The 20,967-nt window shown below is 71.5% G+C and carries 20 protein-coding genes; 11 read left to right on the top strand and 9 right to left on the bottom strand.

Translation table 11 applies throughout. The features are described from left to right. Position 1: 1 nt before the first annotated feature. The 5 genes from OG2516_RS13900 to lgt all read right to left on the bottom strand — a co-directional run bounded on the left by OG2516_RS13900 (position 2) and on the right by lgt (position 4,056). Positions 2 to 796, bottom strand: coding sequence for a Hint domain-containing protein (locus OG2516_RS13900; protein ID WP_007256339.1), 795 nt, complete (start codon positions 794 to 796; stop codon positions 2 to 4). 205 nt (positions 797 to 1,001) lie between these two features. Continuing rightward, positions 1,002 to 1,202: a hypothetical protein gene (locus tag OG2516_RS13895; protein ID WP_007256338.1), complete on the bottom strand. Its 201-nt coding sequence runs from the start codon at positions 1,200 to 1,202 to the stop codon at positions 1,002 to 1,004. 114 nt (positions 1,203 to 1,316) lie between these two features. Beyond that, complete coding sequence (gene pgeF / locus OG2516_RS13890; RefSeq protein ID WP_007256337.1) at positions 1,317 to 2,075, bottom strand: peptidoglycan editing factor PgeF; 759 nt, start codon at positions 2,073 to 2,075, stop codon at positions 1,317 to 1,319. Then, a complete protein-coding gene (locus OG2516_RS13885; RefSeq protein WP_007256336.1) occupies positions 2,072 to 3,160 on the bottom strand; it encodes a class I SAM-dependent methyltransferase in 1,089 nt (362 codons plus the stop codon). Before OG2516_RS13885 ends, pgeF begins: the two co-directional genes overlap by 4 nt. Beyond that, positions 3,157 to 4,056, bottom strand: a complete 900-nt coding sequence (gene lgt / locus OG2516_RS13880; RefSeq protein WP_007256335.1) for a prolipoprotein diacylglyceryl transferase — start codon at positions 4,054 to 4,056, stop codon at positions 3,157 to 3,159. The genes OG2516_RS13885 and lgt overlap by 4 nt, the downstream gene beginning before the upstream one ends. A gap of 98 nt (positions 4,057 to 4,154) precedes the next feature. Here lgt and OG2516_RS13875 point away from each other — a divergent pair, with 98 nt between their 5' ends. Beyond that, positions 4,155 to 4,403, top strand: a complete 249-nt coding sequence (locus tag OG2516_RS13875; protein WP_007256334.1) for an accessory factor UbiK family protein — start codon at positions 4,155 to 4,157, stop codon at positions 4,401 to 4,403. 150 nt (positions 4,404 to 4,553) lie between these two features. On the opposite strand, the gene OG2516_RS13870 is transcribed toward OG2516_RS13875, so the two are convergent. Then, on the bottom strand, positions 4,554 to 5,582 hold the full coding sequence (locus tag OG2516_RS13870) for a M42 family metallopeptidase (RefSeq protein ID WP_007256333.1): 1,029 nt from the start codon (positions 5,580 to 5,582) through the stop codon (positions 4,554 to 4,556). 277 nt (positions 5,583 to 5,859) lie between these two features. Here OG2516_RS13870 and OG2516_RS13865 point away from each other — a divergent pair, with 277 nt between their 5' ends. Then, complete coding sequence (locus OG2516_RS13865; RefSeq protein WP_007256332.1) at positions 5,860 to 6,360, top strand: type III secretion system chaperone family protein; 501 nt, start codon at positions 5,860 to 5,862, stop codon at positions 6,358 to 6,360. A 4-nt stretch (positions 6,361 to 6,364) separates the two neighbouring features. Here the strand turns inward: OG2516_RS13865 and OG2516_RS13860 are convergent, their stop codons facing one another. Next, the gene (locus OG2516_RS13860) at positions 6,365 to 6,796 is read right to left on the bottom strand and encodes a DUF1489 family protein (RefSeq protein WP_007256331.1); all 432 of its coding nucleotides are present in this window, start codon (positions 6,794 to 6,796) and stop codon (positions 6,365 to 6,367) included. 107 nt (positions 6,797 to 6,903) lie between these two features. Between OG2516_RS13860 and OG2516_RS13855 the strand changes: the two genes are divergently transcribed. From OG2516_RS13855 to rpsD, 8 genes are all read left to right on the top strand, one after another. Next, on the top strand, positions 6,904 to 9,189 hold the full coding sequence (locus OG2516_RS13855) for an adenosylcobalamin-dependent ribonucleoside-diphosphate reductase (protein ID WP_007256330.1): 2,286 nt from the start codon (positions 6,904 to 6,906) through the stop codon (positions 9,187 to 9,189). A 128-nt stretch (positions 9,190 to 9,317) separates the two neighbouring features. Next, positions 9,318 to 10,565, top strand: a complete 1,248-nt coding sequence (locus OG2516_RS13850; protein ID WP_007256329.1) for a GAF domain-containing sensor histidine kinase — start codon at positions 9,318 to 9,320, stop codon at positions 10,563 to 10,565. Between the two features lie 126 nt (positions 10,566 to 10,691). Beyond that, the gene (locus OG2516_RS13845; protein WP_007256328.1) at positions 10,692 to 12,332 is read left to right on the top strand and encodes an alpha-amylase family protein; all 1,641 of its coding nucleotides are present in this window, start codon (positions 10,692 to 10,694) and stop codon (positions 12,330 to 12,332) included. 85 nt (positions 12,333 to 12,417) lie between these two features. After that, positions 12,418 to 12,984, top strand: a complete 567-nt coding sequence (locus OG2516_RS19080) for a thermonuclease family protein (RefSeq protein ID WP_007256327.1) — start codon at positions 12,418 to 12,420, stop codon at positions 12,982 to 12,984. A 112-nt stretch (positions 12,985 to 13,096) separates the two neighbouring features. Then, positions 13,097 to 14,008 (top strand): lipid A-modifier LpxR family protein, encoded by a 912-nt coding sequence (locus OG2516_RS13835; RefSeq protein WP_007256326.1) that lies wholly within the window; start codon positions 13,097 to 13,099, stop codon positions 14,006 to 14,008. Positions 14,009 to 14,134: 126 nt separating this feature from the next. Beyond that, positions 14,135 to 15,205, top strand: a complete 1,071-nt coding sequence (locus OG2516_RS13830) for a Hint domain-containing protein (protein ID WP_007256325.1) — start codon at positions 14,135 to 14,137, stop codon at positions 15,203 to 15,205. Then, the gene (locus tag OG2516_RS13825; RefSeq protein WP_007256324.1) at positions 15,202 to 15,642 is read left to right on the top strand and encodes a cupin domain-containing protein; all 441 of its coding nucleotides are present in this window, start codon (positions 15,202 to 15,204) and stop codon (positions 15,640 to 15,642) included. The genes OG2516_RS13830 and OG2516_RS13825 overlap by 4 nt, the downstream gene beginning before the upstream one ends. A gap of 121 nt (positions 15,643 to 15,763) precedes the next feature. Next, complete coding sequence (gene rpsD, locus OG2516_RS13820; RefSeq protein WP_007256323.1) at positions 15,764 to 16,384, top strand: 30S ribosomal protein S4; 621 nt, start codon at positions 15,764 to 15,766, stop codon at positions 16,382 to 16,384. Positions 16,385 to 16,459: 75 nt separating this feature from the next. Here rpsD and OG2516_RS13815 read toward each other — a convergent pair whose 3' ends face one another. Continuing rightward, on the bottom strand, positions 16,460 to 17,884 hold the full coding sequence (locus OG2516_RS13815) for a UdgX family uracil-DNA binding protein (RefSeq protein ID WP_007256322.1): 1,425 nt from the start codon (positions 17,882 to 17,884) through the stop codon (positions 16,460 to 16,462). Positions 17,885 to 17,887: 3 nt separating this feature from the next. Beyond that, positions 17,888 to 19,120, bottom strand: a complete 1,233-nt coding sequence (locus tag OG2516_RS13810) for a putative DNA modification/repair radical SAM protein (RefSeq protein WP_040616037.1) — start codon at positions 19,118 to 19,120, stop codon at positions 17,888 to 17,890. Between the two features lie 251 nt (positions 19,121 to 19,371). Between OG2516_RS13810 and OG2516_RS13805 the strand changes: the two genes are divergently transcribed. Then, positions 19,372 to 20,793, top strand: a complete 1,422-nt coding sequence (locus tag OG2516_RS13805; protein WP_007256320.1) for a homospermidine synthase — start codon at positions 19,372 to 19,374, stop codon at positions 20,791 to 20,793. The last annotated feature ends 174 nt before the right edge of the window (positions 20,794 to 20,967 follow it).

The raw sequence follows: 20,967 nt of genomic DNA, 5'->3' as shown, positions 1-20,967 counted from the left end.
CTCACGCCACTCCCATCATCTGCAGGTCAGACATCCTGAGCCGCGCGTATCGCAGCGGCCCGAAATCGGCGAACTCCTCCACGTGGGGGAACAGCGACAGGTAGAGCTCGAGCGTCTCACCGCGCAGGCCGATCTCGTGCAGCGTGCCCGGGTGGTGGCTCTCCAGCTCGACGCCGCAGGCGACGATGCGGTGATGGGCGGCGAAGCCCAGGTGGTAGACCGGCACCGCGCTCATCGGCGTCAGCTCGATGATGTTGCAGCCGTCCACCATCTCGCGCGCCGGCACGAAGGCGCCGTCGCCGCGGGTGTAGCGCTGGATCGCCTGGCTGCGGTGGTAGAGCCGCGCGCGCGGGCCGAGCACGAGGTCGGGCATCGGGCGGGCGATGCCGAGCGCGTCGGCGGCGATGCGGGTCAGCCGGCCCATGTGCTCCGCCTGGCCCCTGGCCTTGGGCACGATGCTGGTGCAGCCGCGCCAGAGCAGCGGCTGGTAGCCGTCGTCGACCGTCTTGACCTCGTCGCCCGGCAGCAGGTCCTCGATGGCGACGGGGCCCCGCTCCGTGGCGATCAGCGTGCCGCGGGCGAAGGCGGCGAAGGCGTCCTCGAAGGCGGGGGTGGCGGGGGCGACCTTGGTGAAGTCGTCGATGTCGCCGTTGGGCCGGGCATAGAGCACCTCGTACTTGCGCATCAGCGTGCGTCGCTGCGGCGGGGTCTCGGGCGGCACGGTGGCGGGAACGGGAACGGCGGTGGTGGCGTCGGACAGGGACGCCCTGGCAGCGGGCGTGAGGGGCTTGGTCATGCGAACCCTTTACGGTCGGTCACATCGTCCGTCGGCCCCCACCGACAACTTCAGAGGACTAGTTTCTGACTGGAACCAGTCTCGGCGTAGGGCGACGGCTGTGTCAAAGACTGGTGGCGTGCGTTACGCGCGGGCGGTCAATCGGGGCATCGGGCGAGCATTGTCGACGCCTCGGGAGCCGGTCCGCCACAATCGGCGAATCGGGTCAGACCGGGTGCAGGACGCGCACGTTGCCGCCGCCGGCGCGGCGGGGCGGTGCCGTCGGGGCCGGCGCGCTGGCGAGTTCGGCGTCCTTGCGGCGGGCGATGAACGCGGCCCGGCGGGCCCCGCGCTGCCACGGCATCGCGACGCTCGTCTGCTCAGCTTCCCGGCGAATCCGATCGATGAGGGGAGTCTTGTTCGTCATCCTGCCGACCTTCCTTGCAGCCGCGGTTAACCTTAACCGCACCATCAGGGGACCATCGGGGGAAGGCGAGAATGGGGCAGCGCCGGGACATGTTCGCGGCCCCGCGCCACCGCCTCAGAGCCGGATGGCGGCGATCAGCCGGCCGTAATCGGCCTCGTTGGCGTGCACCGAGCGGCGGTAGCTGAAGAAGCGCCCCGGGTCGGAATAGGTGCAGTGCCGGCTCCAGGCGGCCTCGGCGACACCGGCGGCGCGCAGCCGCGCGAGGCCGAAGCCGGGCAGGTCGAACAGGTAGCGGTCGTCCTTGCCTTGCGCGAAGAAGCGGCCGTAGCACGAGTCCTCGGCGAGGAAGCGGTCGAGGAACTCGGGGCCGACCTCGTAGGCGCGCTGGCTGATCGAGGGACCGATTACCGCGCGGGTGCGACCGCGCTGCCCGCCGAGCGCCTCCATCGCGTCGAGCGTCGCCTCGAGCACCCCGTCGATCGCGCCGCGCCAGCCCGCGTGGGCCGCGCCGACGACACCGGCCTCGGGGTCGCAGAACAGCACCGGCTGGCAATCCGCCGTCAGCACCGACAGCGCCAGCCCCGGCACCTTCGTCACCAGCGCGTCGGCCTCGGGCGCGGGGCCCTCGGGCACGCCCTCGACGGTGACGACGCGGGCGGAGTGGACCTGGTGCACCCCGACGAGGGCGTCGGGCGCCACTTCGAGCGCGGCGGCGACGCGGGCGCGGTTGATGCTCACCGCCTCGTGCTGGTCGGAGCTGCCGTAGCCGCAATTGAGCCCGTGGAAGATGCCCGACGACGCGCCGCCGCCCCGGGCGAAGAAGCCGTGCCGGGCGGGCGCGAGGAGATCGGACGTGATGATGTCGAGCGTCATGGTTCGAGACCTGCGGGGTCGGGGCCGGACGGGTCGAGGCCCGGGGGCGGCGCGGCGTTCGGCGGGTAGAGGCCCATCACCTTGAACAGGTGACCCATCTCGGCGGGGTGGGTCAAGCGCCGGTGGGCGGCGAGGTGCGCCTCCAGCGCCGCCCCCTCGAGCCCGGCGGCGAGCTGCCGGGCGCGCTCGGCGATCCCGAGCCGCTCGAGGAAGACGCCCTGCGGCGTCAGCGCAGTGTGGCCGGCGGGTCGGGCGGCGGCGAGGGCGGCGAAGTCGACATGGGCGGTGAGATCGGCGCTGCCGGGCGCGTCGAGCGGATCGATCTTCTCGTGGCGGCGCAGCGCCTGCAGGCTGTCGCCCAGCGGCCGCCAATCGCCGTAATCCACGATCAGCGCCGCCCCGCCCTGCGCCGCGATGCGCGCGCCGATGGCCTCGGCGACGGGCGCGAGGGCCGGGCAATGCTCGACCATGTCGCCCTCCGCCGTGTCGGCCAGCCGGTCGGCCAGCCGTTCGAGCGGCGCGGCGGGGGTGAGACCAAAGGTCGGCGCGCCGTGCTCGTCGAGCGCGATCACCCGCTCGCGCCAGCCCTCGCCGTCGCGCAGGAACTGGCGCACCGGCAGCACGTCGAAGAACTCGTTGGCCAGCAGGAACAGCGGCCGGTCGTCCGGCAGGGTGGCGACGGTGTCGTGCCAGGTCGCCGCGCCGAGACGGTCGCGCTGGGCGTCGCGCAGGGCGGGGGAGGTCTCGACGAGGTGCAACTCGGCGGCCGCGGCGAAGCCGGGCACGCCGCGCGCCGCGCGCAGCACGTCGGCCATGAGCGTGCCCCGGCCGGGGCCGAGCTCGGCGAGCGCGAAGGGCGCGGGCGCGCCCTGGTCGAGCCACGCCTGCGCCAGCGCCAGTCCGAGCAGTTCGCCGAACATCTGGCTGATCTCGGGCGCGGTGGTGAAGTGCCCGCCCGCGCCAAGCGGATCGATGCCGGCATAGACGCCGTGCTCGGGGTGGTTGAGGCAGAGCGCCATGTAGTCGGCCACCGTCAGCGGCCCCGCCATCGCGATCTGGCGGCGGATGATTTCGGCCAGGCTCACGGCGCCGCGGCTCGCTGGCGGCGGGCATGGTGGATCATCGCGATGCCCACGATCACCATCGGCAGCGACAGCAGCTGGCCCATCGTCAGGCCCCACTCGCCGAACTGGATCACGTGGCCCCACGGGTTGCCCGGGCCGACGAACTGCGCGTCGGCCTGCCGCACCAGCTCGACCAGCATCCGCGACAGCCCGTAGCCGACGAGGAACACGCCGGTCACCAGCCAGGGCAGCTTCAGCCAGCCGAGACGGAACGCGCCGACCAGCAGCACCGCGCCGAGCAGCAGCCCCTCGAGCAGCGCCTCGTAGAGCTGCGAAGGGTGGCGCGCGCAGGCGCCGGCGACGGCATCGGCGCAGGTCTGCGCCGCCTCGCCGGGGAAGATCACGCCCCAGGGCAGGTCCGTCGGGCGGCCCCAGAGCTCGCCGTTGACGAAGTTCGCCAGCCGCCCGAGGAACAGCCCCGGCGGCACCGCGATGCCGAGCAGGTCGGAGATGGTGCCGATCCGCGCGCCGTTCTTGCGCGCGACGTAGACGATGGCCGCGCCGACGCCGAGGAAGCCGCCGTGGAACGACATGCCCCCCTGCCAGATGGCGGGGATCTCGAGCGGGTTGTCGAGGAAGTGGCCCGGCCGGTAGAACAGCACGAAGCCGAGCCGCCCGCCGACGATGATGCCCACGATCATCCAGGTGACGAGGTCTTCCACCTGCTCGCGCGTCAGCGGCGCGACGTTGTCGGGGAACAGCCGGGGGCGGCGTACGGCGGCGAGGATGATGCGCCAGCCGATGACGATGCCCACGATGTAGGCCAGCGCGTACCAGCGCAGCGCGAACTCCAAGCCGAACAGGGAGACGGAGAAGATCTCGGGCCGGAGAAACTCCGGGAAGGGGATGCCGGTCATGGCCGGTTGGTGGAGCCGGTCCGGAGCGGTGTCAACCGCCCGCCTTGCTGGGCGGCGGGATCGGACCCATATAGGGACGGACCAATCGGAGGCACCGGATGCAGACCAAGGGCAAGATTTTCGACGACCTGTCCCAGCTCATGACCAACGCGATGGGCGTGGCGCAGGGCGCGCGGGACGAGGCCGAGACCGCGTTCAAGGGCATGGTCGACCGCTGGCTCGCCGACCGCGACTTCGTGACCCGCGAGGAGTTCGACGCGGTGCGCGCGATGGCGCAGAAGGCGCGCGAGGAGAACGAGGCGCTCAAGGCCCGCCTCGACGCGATGGAAGCGAAGACCGACGCGTAGGGTGCGCGCTCGCCGCGCACCCCCGGCCGGATGACGAGGCGGCCCGCGCATCCCCTGCGCGGGCCGCTTGCGTCTGGCGGGGCAGGGGGGACGCTATCCCCCCTCTGGCGTTGCCATTCACCTCCCTGGGATACTTGACGGACAGAGACGTCAGAGGCTCTCGAGGTAGGCCGCGAGCACGTCGCGGGCGGCGGCGAGGTCGCTCTTGTGGGCCATCTCCGTCACCGTGTGGATGTAGCGGGTCCCGACGGTGATGCCGATGGCGCGGGCGCCCGCGGCGGCCTGCTGGGCGGCGGCGCCGTCCTGGCCGCCCGAGCGCAGCATGGTGCGCTGGTAGGGGATGTTCTTCTCCTTGGCGACGGCCTCGAAGGCGGCGACGAGGGCCTTGTCGGCGATGAAGCTGCCGTCGCGCAGGTGCAGGCCGAAGCCCTCGCCCTGGACCGTGGTGCGGTCCTGCTCGGGCACGCCGGGCGTGTCGCAGGAGAGGGTGACGTCGATGCCGATGCCGATGTCGGGGCGCACCTTGTAGGCGGCGGTGCGGGCGCCGCGCAGGCCGACCTCCTCCTGGGTGGTGAACACCACGTGCACCTCGGCGCCGCGCGCGTCGTCCTTCAGGGCACGCACCGCCTCGATGCCGAGCCAGCAGGCGATGCGGTTGTCGAGCGCCTTGGAGACGACCTTGTCGCCGAGCTCGAGGAACGGCTCGTCCATCACCACGTAGTCGCCGACCCTGATCTTGTCCTTGGCCGCCTCGCCGAGGCCGGTGTCGACGAAGAACTCGGCCACCTCCGGCACCTTCTTGCGGTCCTCGGGCGAGGAGATGTGGATCGGCTTGCCGCCCGGATTCATCACCGCCTTGAGGTCGCCCTCGTCGGTGCAGACCAGCACGCGGCGCGAGAACAGGTTGCGCGGGTCGAAGCCGCCGGCGGGCTGCAGGTAGAGGAAGCCCTTGTCGGTGATGTGGCTGACGAAGAAGCCGATCTCGTCCATGTGGCAGAGCAGCATGACGCGGGGCGCGCCGTCGCGGCCCTTGCGGACGCAGTGCAGCGAGCCCATCGGGTCGGTGCTCACCTCGTCGAACAGGTCCTTGACCTCGGCCTCGATCAGCGCGCGCACGCGCTCCTCGTTGCCGGGCACGCCGGGGGTTTCGCAGAGCCGTTTCAGCAGGTCGATGTTCATGGGCTTGTCTCCTTCGCGCGCGATCCTGCACCGGCGGCGAGGGAGGTCAATGGGGGGTGACTTGTGGGTAAGTTAGTGGCGGGGGCCAGATCGGGAGGGCAGGGAAGGGCAAACCGCAAAATACTGTGGTTATCCCCAAGAAACTGCTGGACAGGAGCCCGCCGGGGGCTTCACCATATATGGTAAGGAGACCGGCCATGCACCGTCTCCCTTGAGGACGCAGACTAGCGCTGGGGCGCTGCCAGGAGATCCCGCGCTAGGATACAGGAGGCCCAAGATGGCGCTGACCGAGCATATCCCGAGCGACGAAATCCACCCGATCGACCTCGTCGAGCACATCGCCGAGCACCACGAGTGGGAGTTCGACCGCATCGCCGACGACCAGATCGCGATGGCCGTCGAGGGGCAGTGGCGGACCTATTCCATCACCCTCGCCTGGTCGGCCTACGACGAGACGCTGCGGCTGATCTGCACCTTCGAGATGGAGCCGCCCGAGGAGCGGGTCGGCGCGCTCTACGAGGCGCTGAACCGGGCGAACGACCTGTGCTGGGCCGGCGCCTTCACTTACTGGGCCGAGCAGAAGCTGATGGTCTGGCGCTACGGGCTGGTGCTCGCGGGCGAGCAGGTGGCTGGGCCGGACCAGCTCGACACGATGATCCGCGCCGCCGTCACCAACGCCGAGCGCTTCTACCCCGCGTTCCAGCTCGTGACCTGGGCCGAGCGATCGGCGGACGAGGCGATCCAGGTCGCGATCGCCGAGGCCTACGGCCGGGCCTGAGCGCTCAGAGTACGCCGATCTCGGCCAGCGCCGCCGACAGCTCCGCCGGCAGCGCGTCCTCGCCCTGCCGCGCCGCCGTCAGGTCGGGCGGGGCGTCGCCGGGCGCGAGGTAGCGCCAGCCTTGGAACGCGCGCCGCCGGGTGGGGGCGACGGGGACGAGGCCGGGCTCGAGCACGATGGCGCAGCGGCGGATGCCGTCGCCCCGGTCGTGCGCGTCGAGGCGCAGGATGCGCTGGCGGCACAGGATGGTGCCCTTGATCACCCAGAAGATCGACCCGCCCGCGAGCAGCTCGTCGGCGCGCTTGGGCCACATCCGCGTGACGTGGCGCGGCAGCCCGTCCGGCGTCTGCGCGCGGCGCTGGTCCTGCCAGGCCGAAAGGTCGTCGATCCCGTCGGTGCCGACCGAGAGTTTCTGCAAATGCAGCATGTTCGCCAAAAGTTCCGGCTCCCCACTTCCGCGCCCCAGATGTTGTGGGTAAGCTAGGTCTCCGTCCCCGATTCTGCCAGTCCGACCCAGCTCAAGTTTCCGAAAGGATCCCCGCCATGACCCGCTTCGCCGCGCCGATCGCCGAACAGATCTGGGATATGAAGTACCGCCTGAAGGACGCCGACGGCACGCCCGTCGACACCGACGTCGAGGGCACGTGGCGGCGCATCGCCCGCGCCCTCGCCTCGGTCGAGGCCGATCCGGCGGCGTGGGAGCCGAAATTCTACGCGGCGCTCGAGGATTTCCGCTTCCTCCCCGCCGGACGCATCACCGCCGGGGCCGGAACGGACCGCTCGGTGACGCTGTTCAACTGCTTCGTGATGGGCACCGTGCCCGACACAATGGGCGGCATCTTCGACATGCTCAAGGAAGCCGCGCTCACGATGCAGCAGGGCGGCGGGATCGGCTACGACTTCTCCACCATCCGCCCGCGCGGCGCGCCGGTGGCCGGGGTCGCGGCCGATGCGTCGGGGCCGCTTTCCTTCATGGACGTCTGGGACGCGATGTGCCGCACCATCATGTCGGCCGGCTCGCGGCGCGGCGCGATGATGGCGACGATGCGCTGCGACCATCCGGACGTGGAGCAGTTCATCGAGGCCAAGTCCGACCCGGCGCGGCTGCGCATGTTCAACATGTCCGTGCTGGTCACCGACCCGTTCATGGAGGCGGTGAAGGCCGATGCCGACTGGGAGCTGACCTTCGGCGGCGAGGTCTTCCGCACGGTGCGGGCGCGCGAGCTGTGGGACCGGATCATGCGCTCGACCTACGACTACGCCGAGCCCGGCGTGATCTTCATCGACCGCATCAACGAGATGAACAACCTCGCCTACTGCGAGACCATCGCCGCCACCAACCCCTGCGGCGAGCAGCCGCTGCCGCCCTACGGCGCCTGCCTGCTCGGCTCGATCAACCTCGCCCGGCTGGTGGCCGAGCCCTTCGCCGAGGGCGCGTCGCTCGACGAGGCGGCGCTCGACGAGCTGGTCGCCACCGCGGTGCGGATGATGGACAACGTCGTCGACGCCTCGCGCTTCCCGCTGCCCCAGCAGGCCGAGGAGGCCCGCAACAAGCGGCGCATCGGCCTCGGCGTCACCGGCCTCGCGGACGCGCTGCTCATGGTCGGGCAGCGCTACGGCTCCGAGGAGGCCGCCGCGCTGACCGAGGCGTGGATGAAGCGCATCGCCCGCGCCGCCTACCTCGCCTCCGCCGACCTCGCCGCCGAGAAGGGGGCGTTCCCGCTGTTCCAGGCCGAGCCCTACCTCGCCTCCGGCACGATGGCGCAGATGGACGACGACGTGCGCGCCGCCATCGCCGAGAAGGGCATCCGCAACGCGCTGCTCACCTCCGTCGCGCCGACGGGGACGATCTCGCTCTATGCCGGCAACGTGTCGTCGGGGATCGAGCCGGTCTTCGCCTTCGCCTACAACCGCAAGGTGCTGCAGAAGGACGGCAGCCGCACCGAGGAGGAGGTGGTCGACTACGCCGTCCAGCTCTGGCGCGAGACCCGGGGCGACGCGGAGCTGCCCGCCCATTTCGTCAACGCCCAGACGCTCGCCCCGATGGACCACGTCCGGATGCAGGCGGCGGCGCAGAAGTGGGTGGATTCGTCGATCTCCAAGACGATCAACGTCCCCGCCGACATCGACTTCGAGAGCTTCAAGGACGTCTACATGGAGGCCTACGAGACGGGCTGCAAAGGCTGCACGACCTACCGGCCGAACGACGTCACCGGCTCGGTGCTGTCGGTGAGCGAGGAGAAGAAGGAGGCGCCGGCCGCTCCCGAAGTCGTCTCCGACGAAAACGCCGGCGAGGTCATCTACATGACCGAGCCGCTCGACCGCCCGCAGACCCTCGACGGGCAGACCTACAAGCTCAAGTGGCCCGGCAGCGAGCACGCGATCTACATCACGCTCAACGACGTGATCATCAACGGCCAGCGCCGGCCCTTCGAGATCTTCATCAACTCCAAGAACATGGAGCACTTCGCCTGGACCGTGGCGCTGACGCGGATGATCTCGGCGGTGTTCCGGCGCGGCGGCGACGTGTCGTTCGTGGTCGAGGAGCTGAAGGCCGTGTTCGACCCGCGCGGCGGGGCGTGGATGCAGGGCAAGTACATCCCCTCGATCCTCGCCGCGATCGGCGGCGTGATCGAGAAGCACCTCGTCGCCACCGGTTTCCTCGCGGGCGAAGGGCTGGGGCTCAAGTCCGACCCGCAGGCCGAGGTTGTCTCCCTCGACACCCCCCGCCCCCGCACCGCCGCCTGCTCCTCCTGCGGCAGCTACGACCTCCGCATGGTCGAAGGCTGCATGACCTGCGGGAACTGCGGCTTCTCCAAGTGCGGGTGAGCCGAGGCGGCGGCATAATATTGTATTGGTAGGCAGCAGCGCGGCGTCGGTTGCGGCCCGGGGACGCGCTGGCCATTGCCGTTCCCGGCCGACCCGGTTTAGGGAGGGATGTGGGTCAGGGGTGCAGCATGAGTGACGAGACCGGGAAGCGCGCGGCGATACAGGATCATGCGGCCTACCTCGCGGGCTGGCACGACTTCCAGGCCGACATCGAGATGCTCGCGGGCAGCGAGCTGGTGCGCACCATCCTCGAGACGGTGATGCTCGCCACCGACATGCGCTTCGCGGCGGTGGCGCGGGTGACGGCGGAGCGCTGGATCGCCTGCCGGACGGTGGACGAGGTCAATTTCGGCCTCGCCGCCGGCGACGAGATCGAGATCGAGTCGACCTTCTGCCAGTCGGTCCGCGACACGTCCGAGAAGGTGCTGTTCAACGACGTCGCCACCGACGACGTCTACCGCAACCACCCGATCGCGGCGCAGTTCGGCATCGTCAGCTACGCCTCGATTCCGATCTACCGCAGCGACGGCTCGTTCTTCGGCACGCTCTGCGCCATCGACACCGAGCCGCGCGACGTGAAGAACCCGCGCGCGGTGGCGATGCTGGAGATGTTCGCCGACGTGATCGGCCGCGGCCTCGAGACGGAGGAGCGACTCGAGACCCAGGAGCGGCTGGTCGAGCAGCAGCGCGAGATGGCCCGCATTCAGGAGGAGTTCGTCGCCGTCCTCGGCCACGATCTGCGCAACCCCGTCGCCGCGCTGGATGCCGGCCTGCGCCAGATCGAGCGCGATCCGATGGGCGAGCGGGCGCGCCGGGTGGTGCCGCTGATGCGCGCGTCGCTGCAGCGGATGAACGACCTGATCGACAACATCATGCTCCACGCCCGCTCCCGGCTCGGCGGCGGCCTGCGGATCACGCCGAGCGACGACGCTCCGCTGGCGCAGGCGGTGACGCAGGTGGTGGAGGAGATCCGCGCCGCGTCCGACGGGCAGGCGGTGACGCTCGACCTGCAGCTCGCGCGGCCGGTCAGCTGCGACGCCGCCCGCGTCGCGCAGGCGGTGTCGAACCTGCTGTCCAACGCCGTGCGCCACGCCACCCCCGGCACCACGGTGGGCGTGCGCGCCGCCGTCGAGGGGGGCGAGGCCGCGATCAGCGTCACCAACGAGGGCGAGCCCATCCCCGAGGAGGTGCGCGGGAACCTGTTCCAGCCCTACCGCCGCGGCCGCCACAGCGGCGACGAGGGCCTCGGGCTGGGCCTCTCCATCGCCGCCTCGATCGCCGCCGCCCACGACGGCCGGATCGACGTCGCCTGCGAGGGCGGCCGCACGACCTTCACCTTCCGGATGCCCCTCGTCGGCGCCCCCGTCGCCGCCTGACACCGCTCGGCTTCGGCCGCGCGCGGCAGGACCCGGGCGCGCCGCGCTCGCTGCCGGCGGGCTGGCGGAACCCATCCCGTGCCCGCGCCTTGTCCTGCCAGCTTCCCCAGTGCGGACCCGCGGCCCATGATCGACCTCTGGTACAAGAACGCCGTCGTCTACTGCCTCGATGTCGAGACCTTCATGGACGCCGACGGCGACGGCGTCGGCGACTTCCGCGGGCTGGCCGACCGGCTCGACCACCTCGAGGGGCTCGGCGTCACGACGGTCTGGCTCAATCCGTTCTACCCCACGCCGAACCGCGACAACGGCTACGACGTGACCGACTTCTACGGCATCGACCCGCGCCTCGGCAGCGCCGGCGACTTCGTCGTCTTCCTGCGCGCCGCGCGGGATCGGGGGATGCGGGTGCTCGTGGACCTCGTCGCCAACCACACCTCGATCGACCACCCGTGGTTCCGGTCCGCCCGCGCCTCGACGGACTCGCCCTATCGCGACTGGTACGTCTGGTCGGAGGAGGAGCCCGAGGACCTCACCGAGGGCATCATCTTCCCCGGCGTGCAGGAGGCGGTCTGGACCTGGGACGAGACCGCGCAGGCGTGGTACCTGCACCGCTTCTACGCGCACCAGGCCGACCTCAACATCGCCAACCCGGCCGTGCGCGAGGAGATCCTGCGCATCATGGGCTACTGGCTCGAGCTCGGCGTCTCGGGCTTCCGCGTCGACGCGGTGCCATTCCTCGTCGAGTACAAGGGGCTGAAGGAAGAGCCCGACCGCGAGCCGCTGCTGCTGCTGTCGGAGATGCGCGACTTCCTGTCGTGGCGGCGCGCCGAGGCGATCCTGCTGGCCGAGGCAAACGTCGAGCGGGACAGGGCGCCGCTCTATTTCGGCGGGCGCGCCTTCGGCGAGGACGAGCGGATGCAGCTGCTCTTCGACTTCCCGCTGAACCAGGCGCTGTGGCTGGCCTTCGTGCGCCACGATCCCGCGCCCGTCGTCGCGGCGCTGCGCTCGCGGCCCGAGGAGGACGGGCTGCAGGCGCAATGGGCGGTGTTCCTGCGCAACCACGACGAGCTGTCGCTCGACAAGCTGGGCGAGGCCGAGCGCGAGGAGGTGTTCGCCGCCTGCGCGCCGGACGAGGGGATGCGGCTCTACGACCGGGGCATCCGTCGCCGGCTCGCGCCGATGCTCGGCGGCGACGCGCGGCGGGTGGCGCTGGCGCAGTCGCTGCTGTTCGCGCTGCCGGGCACGCCGGTCATGTGGTACGGCGACGAGATCGGGATGGGCGAAGACCTCGACCTGCCCGAGCGCGATCCGGTCCGCACCCCCATGCAGTGGTCCGACGAGCCCCACGGAGGCTTTTCCGACGCCGCCGAGACGGTGCGCCCCGCCGTCGCCGAGGGGCCGCTCGGCTACCACGAGACCAACGTCACCGCGCAGGAGGGGCGGCCGGCGTCGCTGCTGGGGCAGGTGCAGGCGCTGGTGCGGGCGCGGCGGGCCTGCCCGGCGATCGGCTGGGGGTCGTGGCGCGTCATCGAGGGGCTGCCCGAGGGCGTGCTCGGCCTCGCCTGCGCCTGGCGCGGCAGCGAGGTGGTGACGCTGCACAACTTCACCGACCGCGACGTGCAGGTGCCGCTCTCCGAGCTCGGCACGGAGCCGCTGGCGCAGATCGTGGGCCCGCCCGACACCGAACCCGGCCCCGTCGACGGCCACCTCGCCCTGCGGCCCTACGACTACCGCTGGCTGCGCGCGGGGCGGACGCGGAAGTAGGCGCGAGGGCAGGGGGCCGCCGCGCCATACTGTCGCCCACCTTCCGGGCGACATGGCCGCACGCCCACAGTCCGGACGCCTGCCAGTGCCCTTCGACCACGACCTCCCGACCCTCGGCCTCGCCGCCCTCGCGCTCCTGATCCTCCTGTCCCTGCTCCGGCAGCTCGTCCAGATTGCCTGGCGGATGTCGCGTCCGCGCCGCCTGGTGCGCCACGTGCCGCTGCTGCTGGTGCTCGTCGGGCTGGCCGTGGCGCTCAGGCCGGACTTCGTGCCGCCGCTCGCGGCCTCCGAGGGGCTGACGGGCCGCGTCACCCACGTGCGCGACGGCGACACGGTGGAGGTGGCGGGCCAGCCGGTCCGGCTCAACGGGCTGACCTGCGACGAGCGCGGCACGCCGCTCGGCGAGCGCGCCGACGCCGCGATGCGCCGGCTCGTGGCCGGGCGGCGGGTCGCGTGCGACCTGACCGGCGCGCGCTCCTACGACCGCCTCGTCGGGCGCTGCCGCCTCGACGACGGGCGCGACCTCGGCGCGGTGATGATCGAGGCCGGTCTCTGCGGGCGCTGCGCCGCCTACGACCGCGACGGCGCGTATGTCTCCGTCGCCCGCCGCGCCGAGCCGTTCGCGGGCGAGATGCCCGGCTACTGCTCCTGACCTGTGTCGCCGCCGCAATGGCGCGCCAACTTCTGCCCGCGCGCCTCGCAACCGCCCCGCCCGCCGCCGTAGACAGGGAGGCAGCGCCACCCGACAGCCACGGACCCCGCAGATGCGTGCCACCCTCCTCGCCGCGCTCCTCGCGCTCACCGCCCTGCTCCTGCCCGGCGCGGCCACTGCCGAACGGCAGACGCTGGGCTACGGACGGATCTTCAACAACGACCTGATCGGCGACGGGCTCGACCGCTGGCGGACCGGTTCCTACACTTGGTCGCTGATCCGGGGGCCGGGCTGGCAGGGGCGCGCGCCGGCGCGGCCGGGGCAGGTCATGGAATACCGCTTCCACACCGAGATCATCGCCCCCTCGCGCCTCAACGGCACCGGCTCGCGCGACCGCCGCTACGCCGGGATCCACAGCCTCGGCGCACACACCCACGTGGCGCGCGGCCCGTTCGACCTCGCTTTCGGCGCGGACCTCGTCTTCACCGGCCCGCAGACCGGGATCGACGACGCGCAGGCGTGGGTGCACGACCGCACCGACGCGCCGCGCATGGGGGTGCGCGAGTGGCAGATCGGCGACGGCGCCCACCTGCACGGCACCCTCGAGGCCGCCCGCCCGGTGGTGCTGCAGGGCGCCATCTTCCGCCCCTTCGCCGAGCTGCAGCACGGGGTCGAGGACCTCGGCCGGATCGGCGTCGACTGGATGGTGGGCGACATCCTGAGTGACGGGCTGCTGCTGCGCGACAGCGTCACCGGCCACCTCGTGCGCGGCATCGAGGGCGCGGTGACGGGGCTCGGCTTCGTCGGCGGCCTCGATGTCACCCGCATCAGCGAGAGCCTCTATCTCCCCGCCGGCGGCGTCGCGACGCTGGCCGAGGAGCGGCTCCGGGTGCGCGCGGGCGTGCATTGGCAGGCGGCGGCCGACGTGTCGTTCTTCTACGGGCTGACCTACCTCGGCGAGGAATTCGAGGAGCAGACCGAGGGCCAGGTGCTTGGCTCGCTCAAGCTGAACTTCGCCTTTTAGGTCACGCTCCTCGCACCGTTGTCTGCCGCCGGCTTGATCGGCCGGGGCAGGGTGGTATGTCGGAAAGCGGCGACCCGGCCGGCAGAGCAGGGCGCTCGAGCGAGACGAAGAGCAGGTTGCACAGGCATGAGAGCGGGCTTTCGCGGCACGTTCGTCATCTCCTGGACCCAGACCGAAGTCGACGGCCTCTGGTCGGCCCCCGTCACCGCCTTGCGCAAGGGCGCGATGTGGCGCTGGCGCGGAGACCTGGTCCGGGTGGACGGCCCGAACGGGGTCTTGCCCCTCGGTCCGGCCCTGGGAGCAGCGGACATCCGGCAGCGCGCGGCGGCGTCGCTGCGCCGGCATGGCCGTGCCGCCGCGCCGTCTCCGCCGCCCTTGCCCGACGACGATGCGCCCGACGCCTTCTCCGGGAGCGACGACGAGGCTTTCACCGTCACCGACGGCACCCGGCTCTGGCGCGTGCGCGTCATCCAGCGCCCTCGGGGCCGCTCGCCGCTGTGCCTGTTCGAGGGCGCGCCGCCGCCCGCCGAGGCCGAGCTGTGGGTGGTGCGCCGGACGCTGCGCACCGCGCCGCGCGATCCCGAAGCGCCGCGAGCGAACGTGATCTGCTTCACCCCCGGCACCCTGATCCGCACCGAACGCGGCGCGCTGCCGGTCGAGCGCATCGCAGAGGGCACGCGGGTCCAGACCAAGGACAACGGCTGCCGACCCGTGCTCTGGACAGGGCGGCGGCGCATCAGCGGTGCCCGTCTCAGGGCGATGCCCGAGCTCGCGCCCGTGCGCTTCCGCCCCGGCGCGGTGGCCAGCGACGTGCCGGACGGCGAACTGCTGGTCTCGCCCGGCCACCGGGTGCTGGTCGGCGGGCGGCGGGCGGAGGCGATGTTCGCCACGCCCGAGGTGCTCGTCGCGGCGGCCGACCTCGTCGACGGGCGCGGCATCGACCGGGTGCGGGGGCTGGCCGGGCTGATCTACATCCACCTCGCGCTCGAGCAGCACGAGATCCTGTTCGCCAACGGCGTCGCCACCGAGAGCTTCCACCCCGCCGCGATGCCGCCAGGCCGGCTCGACGCCGCCGACGCCGCGCGGCTGGAGGCGCTGGTGCCGGGGGTCAGCCGCGATCCCACCCGCTACGGCCCGTTCGCGCGCCGCCTGCTCAGCGCGCCCGAGGCGGCAATCCTCGCCGGGATGGCGGCGTGATCCTGCGCCGCGGCAGCGTCCCGGCCGAGCGCCGCCGCGGCTCGGCGGGCTGGCGCACCGAGGTGCGGCTGTCCGAGGCCGGCGGACTGACCCAGTACGGCGCCTACGTCGTCACGCTCGAGGCGCGCACGCCCTCCTCCGAGCGCCACTGGCACCTCAACGAGGACGAGTTCCTCTACCTGCTCGAGGGCCGGGCCGTCGTCGTCGAGAACGACGGCGAGCACGAGATCGGCCCCGGCGACGCGGTCTGCTGGCCGGCGGGAGTCGCCAACGCCCACGCCATCCGCAACGACACCGACGCGCCGGTCACCTTCCTCGTCGTCGGCACCCGTGCCGAGCGCGACGTGGTCACCTATCCCGACAGCGGCCGGGTGCTGCGGCTCGAGCCGCCCCGCGCCTGGGGCTCCCGCGATCCCGGGGCCGGCGAGAGCGGTTGACACCGCCTGCCGGCTGGCGTAGGCGGCGCGCTCATTGGTGTTGGTGGCCCCCGCGAGGGGATGCCTGTCGCCCTTCGGGGAAAGGACAACGCCCTTCGACAGTCCAGAAGGAGATCAGACGGTGACCAAACGCACCTCTGCCAAGTACAAGATCGACCGCCGCATGGGCGAAAACATCTGGGGCCGCCCGAAGTCCCCGGTGAACCGCCGCGAATACGGCCCCGGCCAGCACGGCCAGCGCCGCAAGGGCAAGATGTCCGACTTCGGCCTGCAGCTGCGCGCCAAGCAGAAGCTCAAGGGCTACTACGGTGACCTCACCGAGAAGCAGTTCCGCCGCATCTTCTCCGAGGCCGAGCGCGTCAAGGGCGACACCGGCGAGAACCTGATCGGCCTGCTCGAGCGCCGCCTCGACGCCGTCGTCTACCGCGCCAAGTTCGTGCCGACGATCTTCGCCGCGCGCCAGTTCGTCAACCACGGCCACGTCACCGTCAACGGCAAGCGGGTCAACATCCCGAGCTACCGCGTCAAGGAAGGCGACGTCGTCGCCGTCCGCGAGAAGTCGCGCCAGATGGCGTCGATCCTCGAGGCGACGCAACTGCCCGAGCGCGACGTGCCGGACTACCTCGACGTCGACCACTCCAAGCTCACCGCCACCTACGTGCGCGCTCCCGGCCTCGCCGACGTGCCGTACCCGGTGATCATGGAGCCCAACCTCGTCATCGAATACTACGCCCAGAACTAAGCCGTTCCGAGGCGACAGATCGAGAAGGCCGCGCCCCGCCGGGTGCGGCCTTCTTCGTTCCGCGGGAGCGCCGGCTCAGGCGACGAGCTTCGCCACCGACGCGAGATCGTCGCGGAAGCGCGCCGTCTCCGCCGCCTTGGCGGCCGCGTCCGGCAGGCGCAGCAGGTAGGACGGGTGCACGGTGAGGAACACCGGGCCGTATTCCGTTTCCTCCACCGCGCCGCGCCGCTTCAGGATGCCCTTGCGGCTGCCGGTCAGTGTCTCCGCCGCGGTGCCGCCCATGGCGAGGATCAGCTTCGGCTGCACCAGGTCCAGCTCCTGCGCGATCCACCAGCGGGCATGCTCGATGTCGCCGCTCGTGGGCGACTGGTGGATGCGCCGCTTGCCGCGCAGGGTGAACTTGAAGCGCTTCACCGCATTCGTCACGTAGGCGGCGCCGCGCTCCAGCCCGGCCTCGGCGGCGACGGTGTCGAACATCTGCCCGGCGGGGCCGACGAAGGGACGGCCTTCGCGGTCCTCGACATCGCCGGGCTGCTCGCCGACCACCATCAGCCGCGCATCCGCCGGCCCCTCGCCGAGCACGATCCGGCCGTAGCCCGGCTGGGTCTCCCGGTTTTCCGCCTCGGCGCGCTTCCTGAGATCGTCGAATGTCATCCCCCGCAGAACGCCGGGCGCGTGCAGCCGTTCCAGGATCCGCTCCGCGCGCACCGGCGGCAGGGTCGGTGCCGCCTCGGCCATTTCGCGCGCCCGCGCCTCGGCGTTGGCGATCAGATCGGGAATGTGGCGCGCCTCGGGCAGGTTCTTCCAGTACTTGCGCGGCATCTCGGAGGTCATCGCCTTCACCTTGAGGCGGGCCGGGTTGAAGATGTTGCGGAAGTAGGTGCCCCAGAGCTCGTCGGCGCCGTCCTCGGGCAGGTCGGGGCGCGGCGAGCCCTCGTGCAGACTCAGCTGCCCGCCCTCGAAGCGGGCGGTGACGTCGGGCGTGTGGATTGCCCAGTCCATGTCGGCGAAGCGGCGGGTGAAAAACGGCGCGGTCGGCTCGAGCGTGTGGTGCGTCGGCTCGAACCAGGCGGCGAAGCGGCGGCGGCCGTCCGCGCCGGCCTCGCCGAGATCGCGGAAGCGCACGAAGGCCGTCATCTTGTGCGCGCAGCGGCGGACGTTCTTCTCCATTCCGCGCAAGGTCGCGAGTTGCGCGTCGCCCCGGTCGACCATCAGCTGGGGCTGGCGCCGCAGCCGCCACAGGAACGCGTAGAGCCGCGCGAAGCGCTCGGGATCGCTGTGCCAGCAGACGTTCTCGGCCAGCGCCACGAATGCCTTGGGCACGGTGACGTCGCCGCGCGGCGCGACGGGTGCGGGCTCAGCGCCGAACAGGTCGATCTGCGCCGGGCTGTCCCACGCCCAGAGCACCGCCTCGGGCGGCACCTGCGCGGCCAGCAGCCCGCGCGCCGCCGTGCGCCAGGCGGCGGCGGTGCCGATCCGGGGGAGGGCGACGGTGCGCATCGCCTAGAACAGCGACAGCTGCTCGGGCGGCGGCGCGAAGCGGGTGCGCAGGTCTGCGCTGTCGATCGTCCCGCCGGGCGACCAGTCGCGCAGGGTGATGAACGGCCGCGCCTTCTTCAGCGCCGCCCCCATCCGCCGCAGGTCGTCGTAACGCAGGTCGCGGTGGCGGCGGGTGGCGAGGATGCGGTCGACCGTCTTGGTGCCGAAGCCCGGCACCCGCAGCAGCATCGCCTTGTCGGCCCGCTGCACGTCGAGCGGAAACTCTTCGCGATGCGCCAGCGCCCAGGCGAGCTTCGGGTCGATCTCGAGGTCGAGGTTGCCGTCGGCGCGGCTGCCGGTGATCTCGTCGACGCCGAAGCCGTAGAACCGCATCAGCCAGTCCGCCTGGTAGAGCCGGTGCTCGCGCTGCAGCGGCGGCGTCACCAGCGGCAACTTGGCCGAGCTGTCGGGGATCGGCGAGAACGCCGAGTAGTAGACCCGCCGCAGCCCATAGGCGCCGTAGAGGCCCGAGGACTGGCCGAGGATGGTGGCGTCGTTGGAGCCGTCGGCGCCGATGATCATCTGCGTCGACTGCCCGGCGGGCGCGAACTTGGCGGGGCGCTTGCCGGTGTGGCTCCTGTCCTTCGACGCGCGGCGCTGCGCCTTCACGTCGGCCATCGCGCCCCGGATCTGGCCCGGCGACTTCTCGGGCGCGTAAGCCTTGACCGCCGCGTCGGTCGGCAGCTCGACGTTGATCGAGAGCCGGTCGGCGTAGAGCCCGGCCTCGGCGATCAGCTCGGGCGAGGCGTCGGGGATGGTCTTGAGGTGGATGTAGCCGCGGAAATTCTCCTCGAGACGCAGCGTGCGCGCGATGCGGACCATGTCCTCCATCGTCTTGTCGGGAGTCTGGATGATGCCCGAGGAGAGGAACAGCCCCTCGATGTAGTTGCGCCGGTAGAACTCGGTGGTGAGGTGGACGACCTCCTCCGGCGAGAAGCGCGCGCGGGGGGTGTTGGAGGAGACGCGGTTGACGCAATAGGCGCAGTCAAAGATGCAGAAGTTCGTCATCAGGATCTTCAGCAGGCTGATGCAGCGCCCGTCCGGCGCGTAGGCGTGGCAGATCCCCGAGCCTTCCGTGGATCCCAGACCCTTGCCGTCGCGCGAGTCGCGCCGGCTGGTGCCGGACGAGGCGCAGGAGGCGTCGTAGCGGGCGGCGTCCGACAGGATCGCGAGCTTGTCCTGGAGTGTGCGTGGCATGATGTTCACATTATGTTCGCGTCACCCCTCCGGCAAGGGCGTGCCTGTTTGACGCTAGGTCACACCGCCCCATCTCACGCGAACGTGTGCCGGTCCCCGTAGGCCGGGCTTCAGCCCGGCCCGCACCGGCCGGGAAGCCGGGCTGAAGCCCGGCCTACGGCGGCCCCTCGCCGGGCGGGGCGACGGCACCCGCCCGGTTCACAAGCCCGCCGCCTTTGCCTATGAGGCTCCGATCGCATGGGAGACGCTGGATGACTGAGACGCATGGCAAGTACGGCCGCATCGACGGGCCGGTGGTGATGATCGGCTTCGGCTCGATCGGGCAGGGGACGTTGCCGCTGATCCTGCGCCACTTCGACCTCGACCCCGGCGCGCTCACCGTCGTCGAGCCCAGCACGGCCAAGGCCGAGGCGCTCGCTGCGCAGGGCATCCGCCACGTCGCCGAGGCGGTGACGCGGGAGAGTTACCGCGAGCTGCTCGGCGGGCTGCTCGAGCCGGGGCGGGGCTTCTGCGTCAACCTCAGCGTCGACACCTCCTCGCTCGACCTGATCCGCTTCTGCCGCGAGATCGATGTCCCCTACATCGACACCGTCGTCGAACCCTGGTCCGGCTTCTACTTCGAGACCAGTGAAAACGCGCAGCGCACGAACTACGCCCTGCGCCAGAAGGTGCGCGACGAGAAGGCGGCGAATCCCGGCGGCACCACGGCGGTATCCTGCTGCGGCGCCAACCCGGGGATGGTGTCGTGGTTCGTCAAGGAGGCGCTGCTGACCCTCGCGCGCGACACCGGCCGCGACGCCACCGCCCCGACCGACCGCGAAGGCTGGGCGAAGCTGATGCAGAACCTCGGGGTCAAGGGCGTCCACATCGCCGAGCGCGACACGCAGGTTCGCCACAAGCCGCGCCCGCGCAACGTGTTCGTCAACACCTGGTCGGTCGAGGGCTTCATCGCCGAGGGCTTCCAGCCCGCCGAGCTCGGCTGGGGCACCCACGAGACGTGGTTTCCCGAGAACGCCCACCGCCACGCCACCGGCTGCCAGGCCGGCATCTGGCTCGAGCGGCCCGGCGCGATCACCCGGGTGCACACCTGGTGCCCGACGCCGGGGCCGCAATTCGGCTTCCTCGTCACCCACAACGAGGCGATCTCCATCGCCGACTACTACACCGTCGGCGAGGGCGCGGAGCCCGAGTTCCGTCCCACCTGCCACTACGCCTACCACCCCTGCGACGACGCCGTGCTGAGCCTGCACGAGATGTTCGGCTCGGGCCGCCAGCAGGCGGTGCACGAGATCCTCGAGGTCGACGAGATCATCGACGGCGTGGACGAGCTCGGCGTGCTGCTGTTCGGCCACGAGAAGAACGCGCTCTGGTTCGGCTCGCGCCTGTCCAACGAGGAGACCAGGCGTCTCGCCCCCGACCAGAACGCGACCGGCCTGCAGGTAACGTCGGCGGTGCTGGCGGGGATGGTCTGGGCGCTCGAGAATCCCGGCCGGGGCATCGTCGAGACCGACGAGATGGACCACGCCCGCTGCCTCGAGATCCAGCGCCCCTACCTCGGCCCCGTCGAGGCGCATTACACCGACTGGACCCCCCTGCAGGACCGCTGGGAGCTGTTCCCGGAGGACATCGACGAGAGCGACCCCTGGCTGTTCCGCAACGTGCTGGCGTCGTAGGGCGGGCGTGTTGCGGTGCGGCAGGGGATAATGGAGGTGCTACGGTCCCCCGTAGGCCGGGCTTCAGCCCGGCATGGCGGGGGAGCCGGGCTGAAGCATTATCCCGTGCCGCACCGCAACACGCCCGCCCTACGACGCCCTTTCCAGCACACTGGGGTCATAGCTGTTTCCTGA

The sequence above is a fragment of the Oceanicola granulosus HTCC2516 genome (assembly GCF_000153305.1).
GTDB classification, from domain to species: domain Bacteria; phylum Pseudomonadota; class Alphaproteobacteria; order Rhodobacterales; family Rhodobacteraceae; genus Oceanicola; species Oceanicola granulosus.
The sequence above is the reverse complement of the archived record's forward strand: the minus strand, read 5'-3'. Positions and strand labels throughout refer to the sequence as shown.